At 36.1% G+C, this 10395-nt stretch carries 11 protein-coding genes; 2 read left to right on the top strand and 9 right to left on the bottom strand.

Translation table 11 applies throughout. The features are described 5' to 3' along the window. Nucleotides 1–40: 40 nt before the first annotated feature. Nucleotides 41–1120: a WD40/YVTN/BNR-like repeat-containing protein gene (locus tag RBU60_RS00615; RefSeq protein ID WP_308862672.1), complete on the top strand. Its 1080-nt coding sequence runs from the start codon at nt 41–43 to the stop codon at nt 1118–1120. A gap of 30 nt (nt 1121–1150) precedes the next feature. On the opposite strand, the gene RBU60_RS00620 is transcribed toward RBU60_RS00615, so the two are convergent. The 7 genes from RBU60_RS00620 to RBU60_RS00650 are packed head-to-tail and all read right to left on the bottom strand — an operon-like array spanning nt 1151 to nt 7795. Further along, the gene (locus RBU60_RS00620; RefSeq protein ID WP_308862673.1) at nt 1151–1576 is read right to left on the bottom strand and encodes a hypothetical protein; all 426 of its coding nucleotides are present in this window, start codon (nt 1574–1576) and stop codon (nt 1151–1153) included. Continuing rightward, nucleotides 1573–2097 (bottom strand): hypothetical protein, encoded by a 525-nt coding sequence (locus RBU60_RS00625; protein WP_308862674.1) that lies wholly within the window; start codon nt 2095–2097, stop codon nt 1573–1575. The genes RBU60_RS00620 and RBU60_RS00625 overlap by 4 nt, the downstream gene beginning before the upstream one ends. Nucleotides 2098–2115: 18 nt before the next feature. Continuing rightward, the gene (locus tag RBU60_RS00630; RefSeq protein WP_308862675.1) at nt 2116–2679 is read right to left on the bottom strand and encodes an RNA polymerase sigma factor; all 564 of its coding nucleotides are present in this window, start codon (nt 2677–2679) and stop codon (nt 2116–2118) included. 11 nt (nt 2680–2690) lie between these two features. Then, entirely contained in the window at nt 2691–4520 is a 1830-nt protein-coding gene (locus RBU60_RS00635; RefSeq protein ID WP_308862676.1) for an ABC transporter ATP-binding protein, read from the bottom strand. A gap of 12 nt (nt 4521–4532) precedes the next feature. Beyond that, nucleotides 4533–6248: a phospho-sugar mutase gene (locus tag RBU60_RS00640; protein WP_308862677.1), complete on the bottom strand. Its 1716-nt coding sequence runs from the start codon at nt 6246–6248 to the stop codon at nt 4533–4535. 54 nt (nt 6249–6302) lie between these two features. Then, nucleotides 6303–7256 (bottom strand): glycosyltransferase family 2 protein, encoded by a 954-nt coding sequence (locus RBU60_RS00645; protein WP_308862678.1) that lies wholly within the window; start codon nt 7254–7256, stop codon nt 6303–6305. 2 nt (nt 7257–7258) lie between these two features. Continuing rightward, a complete protein-coding gene (locus RBU60_RS00650; protein ID WP_308862679.1) occupies nt 7259–7795 on the bottom strand; it encodes a DUF4199 domain-containing protein in 537 nt (178 codons plus the stop codon). 171 nt (nt 7796–7966) lie between these two features. Between RBU60_RS00650 and RBU60_RS00655 the strand changes: the two genes are divergently transcribed. Further along, nucleotides 7967–8218: a type B 50S ribosomal protein L31 gene (locus RBU60_RS00655; RefSeq protein ID WP_308862680.1), complete on the top strand. Its 252-nt coding sequence runs from the start codon at nt 7967–7969 to the stop codon at nt 8216–8218. Nucleotides 8219–8733: 515 nt separating this feature from the next. Here RBU60_RS00655 and RBU60_RS00660 read toward each other — a convergent pair. Both RBU60_RS00660 and RBU60_RS00665 read right to left on the bottom strand, forming a co-directional pair. After that, nucleotides 8734–8967: an IS110 family transposase gene (locus RBU60_RS00660; protein ID WP_308862682.1), complete on the bottom strand. Its 234-nt coding sequence runs from the start codon at nt 8965–8967 to the stop codon at nt 8734–8736. Between the two features lie 461 nt (nt 8968–9428). Then, nucleotides 9429–10395, bottom strand: a 967-nt coding sequence (locus RBU60_RS00665) for a T9SS type A sorting domain-containing protein (protein ID WP_308862683.1), incomplete at its 5' end; no start/stop codon positions are given.

Here is a 10395-nt window from a genome sequence, read left to right on the forward strand (position 1 = left end):
TAAGTGGGAATAATGTTATATTTGAATTTAAATCTATTCCATGAAGTACCTGGTTTCTATTTCGTTTTTATTTCTTTTTTTGGGATGTGTAAATGTGGCACAAAACGACACCTCGTTAAAAGGCTTTAATGATGTGAAAATAGAGACCATCTTAAAGCGTCCCGTAAGTATTAGAGCGCTTGAGGTTTGTGAAGATCAGATTTTCTATGGAGCTTCAGAGGGAGAGTTTGGTTATTTAAATACCGCCGACAATTCTGTTGCTTTTATAGGACAGGTGGAAGAAGCGAAGAATCTAGAGTTTAGAGCTATTTCTAGAACTAAGGAAGCCGATTATATTCTCTCTGCAGGAAACCCTGCCTTGCTCTATAAAGTCAATTATTTTGGGAAGCGTAAATTAAGTCATAAAGAAGAAGGGGAGAAGGTGTTTTATGATGCGATAGCTTTTTGGGATGACCTTAACGGAATTGCTATGGGAGATCCCACCAAAGATTGCATTTCTATTTTAATCACCAAAGACGGAGGTGAAAATTGGGAGGCTGTTCCTTGTGAGAGTTTGCCTAAAGTAGTGAAGGGGGAAGCTGCTTTTGCGGCAAGCAACACGAATATCTCTATCGTAGGAAAGAAAGTATGGATTGCTACGGGAGGTCAAGTATCTAGGGTTTACTCTTCTGAAGATATGGGGAAATCCTGGAAGGTTTCTTCTACACCTATTGTTTCTGGCAAAGAGACCACAGGTGTTTATACCATGGATTTTTATGATGAAAAGATAGGAATTGTGATGGGAGGCGATTATACGCAACCCGAATCCCAACAGCAAAATAAAGCCATGACGTATGATGGTGGTAAAACTTGGAAACTGATTGCAGACGGACAAGAACCAGGCTATAAAAGTTGTGTTAAGTTTGTGCCCAATAGCAATGCCAAAGAAATTATAGCGGTTGGTTTTACCGGAATCTCTTACTCCGCAGATTATGGAGAAACTTGGACGCAATTAAGCGATGAGCCTTTTTATACGATTAGCTTTTTAAATGACTATACTGCATATGCTGCCGGGAAGGGAAAGATTGCTAAACTGGTGTTTATAGAAAATGGCCCAAAACCAGAAGTCTTGAGCCATTAACGAATTAACACTAACCAAAATTATGAATCTTTAATCTCTTTTGTATTGTTTTAAAAGGATTTTATGAAAATCCCGTTCTGCTTTTTTTAGCATAAGTATTTTTTTGTAGCTGATGACTTGATGTAATTCTTCTACAAATTCTCCTTTCAGCGCAGCACTTTCCTTTTTAAGACTCACATACTGCTTTACAAGGTTTTGTGCCGTTTCTTCATCGATTGTATCTATTAAATCAATGCCATTTTTAACATCACACCATTTTACTTCGTAAAGGTGATCGGTTTTTTCATCATACTTATTGTAGATGGGCCAAAAGTCTTCCGCCTCTTTCTTAGACAAGTCTAAAGCTTTAGTAATGTGCGCTATTTTTAGTGATTTTATTTTATCGTCATCTGTTTGCGCAGATATCAGCTGCGAGGAGAAAAGAAAAATAAATGCTATGTATATTATTTTTTTCATTCGTCAATTAAGGTAATAAGCTCTGCATTTTCAGAAAGGTAATCTAAAATAGCATCTTCATCAATACTTTTCAATTGTTTTTCATCTACGCTAATACTTCCGTTAAGGGGAGTTTCTATATCTCTAAACTCAAAATCAAAAAAGTCTTTTTCTAACTGTTCTTCTAAAGCAATAGGACCTATGTTTTGCTGATTTGTTATCACATCAAATGAAAACTGATTCTTCAAAACAAAAAATCCAATAATAAAAATCGCAGCAACCCCTGTAGCTCTTATGATATTCTCTCTGCTGAAAAGTGAAACAACTTTTCCCTTTTTAGCCTCTTGAGGTAATTTTACTTCAAAGTCTTCAAAATAAGCCTTAGGAACTTTAAATCCAGCTTTTATAGACTGGTTTTCAAAAGCATCTTCCTGCTCATTCTCTTGCTGCAATAAAGCTTGACTTACCTGAAAATCTTCAAAATAATTTTCTGGTAGTTTAAATCCCGTTTGGGTTTCGAATATGTCTTTCTTATGCTTCATTCTACTCTTTAGACTGCATTAATCCATGAAGGTTTGATTCTTAGCTAGAAAATCTTTTATTTTTTTAACGGCGTGGTGATAATTAGACTTTAAGGCGCCTTCAGTAACGTCTAAGATTTCAGAAATCTCTTTGTATTTTAGTTCTTGAAAATATTTCATATTAAATACCTGCCGCTGCTTTTCTGGTAGTTGTGCTACCGCTTTTTGTAAAGCAAGCTGTATTTTCTCTCCCTCGTAATACACATCACTTTCTAAATTATCTATGAGGTGATCTTGCAGCTCTTGGTTAGAAATCTGTAGCTTTTTTGCTTTCTTGTTTAAGAAAGTAATGGATTCATTGGTAGCGATACGGTACATCCAACTGTAAAGTTTACTTTCTTCTTTAAAGTTTTTAATGTATTTAAAAACCTTGATAAAAGTATCTTGAAGCACATCGTGGGTGTCTTCATGGTTTTTAAGCATATTTCTAATATGCCAATAAAGAGGTTCCTTGTATAACTGAACAAGTTCTTGAAAAGCAGCATCGGCATTTTGACCTGACTTGAGCCTTTTTACAATATTTTTCTCCTTATCGGTGAGCATACACGAATGTCTTATTCTAAAGTTTGCATGTCTACCAAGCCTTTATAAGCTCCGTTAAGCGCTAAGAGTTCTTGATGTTTGCCTTGCTCAACAATTTCTCCTTTGCGCATCACCACAATCTGATCTGCATTTTGAATGGTAGAAAGTCTATGTGCAATGACAATAGAAGTTCTGTTCTTCATCATGTTCTCTAAGGCTTTTTGAACCAATTGTTCACTTTCGGTATCTAGGGCAGAAGTAGCTTCATCCAAAATCATAATCGGCGGATTCTTAAGTACCGCTCTTGCAATCGATAAACGTTGTTTCTGTCCGCCACTAAGTTTGTTTCCACTATCTCCAATGTTAGTGTCTAATCCTTTAGGAAGTTCAGATACAAACTCCCAAGCATTAGCTACTTTAAGCGCTTCTATAATTTCATCATCGGTGGCATGATCTTTTCCTAAAGCGATATTGTTTCTTACCGTATCATTAAAGAGAATAGAATCTTGAGTCACCAAACCGGTTAAAGCTCTTAATGAGCTTTTAGAAAGATTTTTAATGTTGATGCCGTCCACTTTTATCTCTCCTTCATTCACATCATAAAAACGAGTGACCAAATTGGCGATGGTAGATTTTCCACTTCCAGACTGACCTACTAAAGCCACGGTTTCTCCCTTTTTTACTTTTAAAGAAAAGTCTTTTAAAACATACTCCTCTTCATATCCAAAAGAAATATGATCTATAGAAATCTCCTCTTCAAAGCCTTCTTTAGGGGTAGGGCTAGGATGTTCTTTAACGCTAGTTTCGGTTTCTATAATTTCGTGAATACGCTCTGCACTGGCATTTCCTTTCTGAATACTGTACGTGGCTTTAGAAATGGCTTTCGCCGGCGTTAAAATATTGTACGTAAGCACTAAGAAACCAATAAAGGTAGAGGCGTCCATAGTTTGCTCAATAAGCACCATTTGACCTCCATACCATAAAATAATAGTAATTACTGCAACGCCTAGAAATTCACTCATAGGAGAAGCTAGGTTTTGACGGTGTAAAAGTGAATTTAGAATACGGTTTAATCTCCCTGTACTCTCTTCAAATTTATCCCTAAATTTTACTTCGGCATTAAAGCCTTTAATAATTTTTAAGCTAGAAAGCGTCTCTTCTACAATAGAGAGGAAATTCGCATTTTCTTGTTGTGCCAAGTTAGATTTCGCTTTCAGCTTTTTTCCAATGCTAGAAATTAGTAGTCCTGCAATAGGAAGAAAAACAAGGACGAAAATCGTTAGCTGCGGACTAATAATCAACATTCCAATAAGCGTAAAAATAATGGTAAGCGGCTCTTTAATGAACATTTCTAGCATGCTCAAAAACGAAGATTGTATTTCTTGCACATCACTAGTAATTCTAGAAATGGTATCTCCTTTTTTCTTTTCGGAAAAAAATGCAATCGGAAGCTCGGTAATTTTTTCGTAAATCTTATTTCTAATGTCCCGTAACATCCCATTTCTTAACGAAGCGATAAAGTACATTGCCATATAGTTGAAGAAATTCTTTAAAAAGAATAAGATAAGTACCAAAATGCAAATGGTGATTAACGCAGAAATAGGGCCGTATTCTTCCACCCGCTGATTCAGGAAAAAGTTAGCATAATCACTCGCAAAATCTTTAAAGCTACCAAACTCTCCATTCCAATCAGGTTTGATCAATATAGGCTCTTCTTCCTGAAAAAGAACCTGTAGCATTGGAATAAAGGCTAAAAAAGAGAGCGTGCTAAAAAGAGCATAAAAGATATTACAAATAATATTCAGGATGGCAAAACGCTTGTAGGGCTTGGCAAACTGAAGAACTTTTTTAAAATAACTCATGTATATTTCTAATTAAAAATTGAAATAAGACAATACAGATTCAATTTTATGATCTAATTCTTGCTTTACGGTAGCGTAGTTTTCGGTTTTATCTAAAGCAGCATTTGTACTTACATAAAACTTTATTTTGGGTTCAGTTCCGCTGGGTCGTGCTGCGATTTGAGTGCCATCTTCTAAATGATAAATCAAAACGTTAGACTTGGGAATATCCAAGGATGTTTTCTCTCCAGTTTCTATATCAATCACTTCAGAAGCTTGGTAATCCTCTACTTTTTTTACAGCGATACCTCCAAAATGAGTCGGAGTTTCTTCTCGCAGTTGTTTAAGCATTTCCTGAATCTCTTGCGCCCCTTCAATTCCTTTCTTCACTAAAGAGACCAATTCCTCTTGGTAAAGGCCGTGTGTTTTATAAAGTTCTAGCAGTTGGTGGTACACCGTGCTATTTTTGTTTTTTGCTTCCGCAGCAATTTCACAAATAAGTAGGGTAGAAGTGACTGCATCTTTATCGCGTACAAAGTCGCCTACCATAAAGCCAAAACTCTCTTCTCCGCCACCAATAAACTCTTGCTCAGGGAAATCTTTTATCATTTTGGCAATCCATTTAAAACCGGTTAATCCCACTTTGCATTCTACGCCGTAATGTGCTGCAAGTTTCTGCATCATAGGGGTAGAAACAATGGTAGAGGCAATAAATTCGTCTCCTTTAAAACCTTGGTTTTGCTGGTGTTCTTTTAATAAGAAATCGGTCATTAAGACCATCGCTTGATTACCGTTAAGGACCATCATTTCTCCTTCTTGATTTCTCACTGCGATCCCCAGTCGATCACCATCGGGATCTGTTCCTATGACGATATCTGCCTGTTCTTTTTCAGCAAGATCTAAGGCCATTTTTAAGGCTTCAGGTTCTTCTGGATTGGGTGATTTTACCGTCGGGAAATCTCCGTTAGGTTCGGCTTGTTCTTCCACCACTTTTACATGGGTGTATCCCGCTCGTTTTAAAACTTCGGGGATTAAGGTGATCGAAGTTCCATGAAGAGAGGTGAAGACAATTTTTAAAGCTGATTTCGCTTCCGCGGAAGCGTTAAAGCTACCATTCTTAATCGAGGCAGCGATAAAAGCTTCATCCACTTCTTTGTCTATAAATTGGATGAGTTCCTTTTTAGCCTCAAAGTTGATATGTTGGTATTCTAGGTTTTCTATCTCGTTGATAATTTCGGCATCTTCTGGGGGAACCAATTGTCCGCCATCTTTCCAATACACTTTGTAACCGTTGTATTCAGGAGGATTGTGACTTGCAGTAAGTACAATTCCGCATTGACAGTTGAGGTGTTTTACCGCAAAAGAAAGCTCTGGCGTAGGCCTAAGATCAGAAAATAGGAATACTTCAATGCCGTTCGCCGAAAATACATTGGCCACAATTTGAGCCAATTCTTTGCTGTTGTGTCTACAATCGTAGGCAATAGCGACCTGTAGCTGCTCGTTGGGAAATTGCTTTTTTAAGTAGCTAGAAATTCCCTGCGTATTTTTTCCTAAGGTATATTTATTGATTCGGTTGGTGCCCACGCCCATAATACCGCGCATTCCTCCCGTTCCAAAGGCTAAATTTTTATAAAAACTATCTTTAAGTTTTTTCGCATCATTTTCTATAAGATGTTGCGTTTGCTGTCTGGTGTGCGTATCAAACGTGTCTGATAGCCAATTTTTGGCTTTAGAAAGTATTTCTTTCATAGATTTTTCCTCGTTATAAAAGGCAAAAGTAAAGAATATTACTGAAGCGAAAGCTTATTTGAGAACTTTACTGATTTTGTAGCGTTGCGGATTTTTTTGAGTACGTAAAATGAGTTCGCCTAAGAAACCTGCAATAAACAGTAATGTCCCTAGAATCATCACGGTAAGGGCAATGTAAAACCAAGGGTTTTGCGTTACTAGAATATCTGGAATATGATACCACAGTTTATATAATTTTGTAGCGCCTATCCCAATGGCGGTAATAAAACCAATGATGAACATGACCGCTCCCCAAGCGCCAAATAAGTGCATAGGTCTTTTCCCAAATTTAGATAAAAACCAGATGGAAATGAGGTCTAAAAACCCGTGCGCAAAACGCTCTGCCCCAAATTTGGTAGAACCGTATTTTCTGGCTTGATGTTGCACTACTTTTTCGTCTATTTTCTCAAAGCCTGCATTTTTCGCTAAAAGCGGAATGTAGCGATGCATTTCTCCATAAACATCAATATTTTTTACCACTACTTGTTGATAGGCTTTTAAGCCGCAATTAAAATCGTGAAGTTTTACGCCTGAAACTTTTCTAGCTGCTGCATTGAATAATTTCGACGGAATATTTTTGGTCAAGACGTGATCGTAGCGTTTTTTCTTCCAGCCCGAGATGATGTCAAAACCTTCTTCTTGGATGAGTTTGTACATTTCTGGAATTTCCTCTGGATTATCTTGAAGATCGGCATCCATAGTGATAACCACTTCGCCTTGAGCCATTTCAAACCCGGCATGTAAGGCTTGGGATTTTCCGTAATTTTTTAAAAACTGAATTGCTTTTACATTCGCATCTAGCGCAGTTATTTTTTGTATCTCTTGCCAAGAGCCATCGCTACTGCCATCATCAATAAAAATCACCTCATAACTATAAGAATTAGCTTTCATGACAGCAGCAATCCAACGATGTAATTCGGGAATTGATTCTTGTTCGTTTAATAAGGGTATCACGATAGAAATTTGCATTCTTAAGCTGCTTGATTAGATTTTTCTTTAAATATAAGTGCCACTAACAACCCAATAACCGAATAAAAAACAAGCTTGAAAGCTAGACCAATGGCTTGATTAGCTAATGAAAATTGATTCTCACTTTCCATTTCGGTTACCATCAAATTGATTTGCTCTTGGGTACCTCCAAAACTAGCCATGGTTTCTTTCATTTTATCGATAGAAACTTCAACAATATAATTGGCAGCTTCAGGATCTACAAAATTAAAAAGAATATAATTGACCACCGTATATATAATAGAACCTATTGCGATGCTAATAAAAAAAGCACTAAACGCACTTTTGAAAGTGAATGGTTCTGTAAAGGTAGCTTTTGCTTTAACACAAGCATAGGCTCCAAGGCTAACAATAATTAAAAACTCAATAATAGAAATATACCATTGGGTTAGAAGTTCTAAATTAAAAGCATAGATAAGAACGATAAAGAGGCTTAGGGAAATCCCTAAGATAAGACCGATACTACTGGCAATGGATTTCACATTGTTGGTTGATTCCATGAGTTGATTTATTGGTTTCTGACAAGTTAGTAGACAAATATAGAAAAAGGTTACATAGTCTGCATGAAAAGTTTATATTTGTAATAATAATTTTTAGAAAAAGATTGTTTTATTCTAAGAATTGTTTAAATTTGCACCTCGAAAAAATCATAAGATTTAAAGAATAAGAAGATGAAACAAGGAATCCATCCAGAAAATTATAGACTTGTAGCTTTTAAAGATATGTCTAACGACGAGATTTTTTTAACAAAGTCTACCGTAAATACAAAAGAAAAAATTGACTACGAAGGAAATGAATATCCTTTAGTGAAGTTAGAAATTTCTAGAACTTCTCATCCGTTTTATACTGGTAAGACGAAGTTAATCGATTCAGCTGGTCGTATCGATAAGTTTAAAAACAAATATGCTAAGTTTAAGAAGTAATTCTTAATTCTTGTTATACTATATAAGCCTTCATTTTTGGAGGCTTTTTTTGTTGACGCGTTTTAAAAGTCCAACTTTCTCGTTGGGCTTTTGTCGTAGATAGATTTTTTGGTCCTAGGAGTAAGCTTGTTGTACGTTTTTCGATACCTATTTTAAGATTATTACGTGAAGCAGTATCGAAGTATTTTTTAAAGGGGGAGTCTCATTCAATATTTTTCATTCTGTTGAAGATGACTAGAAAGAAGTACATGAATTGTCGTTGAGAATAGCTTTTCAGCGAAGCTTTTGAAGTAGAGTCGTAAGAGATTCAAGAGCTTTGGCAAGTCAACTCAAAACTGACATTCAATTTAGACGCCAGTTCAGAAAAAGGTATTCTACGCGAACTTCAAGAGTAAGAAGCTGAATGTTTATGCTTCATTTTCTATAGCATTATGAAGACGAGTTTTACTTTTAAGGTTATAGTGTTCTTATTTGATAAAAAAATATTTTGCATATCCGTTTAGTGTCCACTGTAATCAAATAATAGTGTAAATGTCACGTCGAGCTAATAAAGAATCATAATATTTCGTGTGTTCCATAAAGATCCAAAAAGAATAGCCTTTTCGCGTATTGATCAGCTTGCAAAACTCTTTGATACCTTCTTTTGTATTATCTGCTTTTCCCCTTAAAACAATTTTATTCTCTTGATCAAGGCAGCAGTAATCAAATACATCTTTGGAGACATCAATTCCAATAAATAATTTTTTCATAACTTAGTGTTTAACTTGAATATTACTGAATAAACCAGGTTATGGGCTCGAGCTAACGCTATTAATAAGTCTGTTAACTTGTGAGTCGAAATAGTTCACCTCACCTCCTCTGGTTTTTCAGTATATTTCAACTGATTATTACCTACAATTTAAACAATTTCAATTATACTACTAATCTAATAGCAGAGTCGAGCCTTTCGTCTTCCCGCCAAAATGAATTCTTTCGGGCTGGCGCTTAAGACAGGCTGCGTTTGTTTAACCTTTCGACTTCGCACTCCCGAAGCTTGGGGAGTGACAAAAACTAGTTTTAGGAATGAAAGCAGATATACAATAAAAAATATGATAAAAAGCAATAACGACTTTGATTATAAATCAAAGTCGTTATTTTATTTAATGATATATTTCAATACAAAAGCATATGAATAAACAAGGGGTTACTCTACTCAAATTCATTACGTTTTTTATTGTATAATTATCTTTTTAGTAAGTGTTATTTCTTGTAAATTAAATTTGAATAAATACATTCCACTCTGTAAGTCTACTAGATTGATTGTATTGACAGGAGACTTTATATATTGCACTTTTCTTCCTCTAAGATCATAAATTTCTACTGAGTTAATCCTATCATTATTTGCGATTTTAAAGTTAAGATAATCTTTTGCGGGAACTGGGTAAACACTTAAAAAGGACTTTTGGTTTTCTTGCACCCCTAGTGTATCTAAAACGGTCACGGTAACGTTGATGGAGGTTGTATTTCCCGCTATATCTGTAGCTGTGAAAGTTACTTGATATTCTCCTACTTCTGTAAATGTATCTTGATTTAAGGTAAATGTGACTACACAATTATCATAACTTCCATTATCTACCTGTTCAGGTACAATACTAATAGAGTCTTCTCCTGCCAAATCAACTTCTATATCTTGAGCTTCTACGACAGGAGCTTCGTTGTCTATAATTGTTATTAGAGCCGTAGCAGAATTTTCGTTTCCGCTTGCATCGGTTATGCTAAGCGTAACTGTGTTTTCTCCAATATGAGAACAATCAAAGTTGGTGATGTTTAAGCTAGAAGTAGCGATACCACAATTGTCGCTGGAACCGTCGTTTACTTGTCCAGGAGTAATACTAGCTGTTCCGTTTTCATCCAGCTCTACTGAAAGCGATTGAGTGAGTACCGTAGGCGGTGTGGTTTCTATAACCGTTACCACAGCCGTAGCAGAGCTTTCATTTCCGCTCGTATCGGTTATGCTAAGTGTAACCGTATTCTCTCCAATATGAGAACAATCAAAGCTGGTAATGTTTAAGCTAGAAGTTGCGATACCACAATTATCAGTTGAGCCATTATCGATTTGTTCAGGAGTAATACTAGCTGTTCCGTTTTCATCCAGCTCTACTGAAAGCGATTGAGTGAGTACCGTAGGCGGTGTGGTT

The organism is Mesonia profundi (genome assembly GCF_031085155.1).
GTDB classification, from domain to species: domain Bacteria; phylum Bacteroidota; class Bacteroidia; order Flavobacteriales; family Flavobacteriaceae; genus Mesonia; species Mesonia profundi.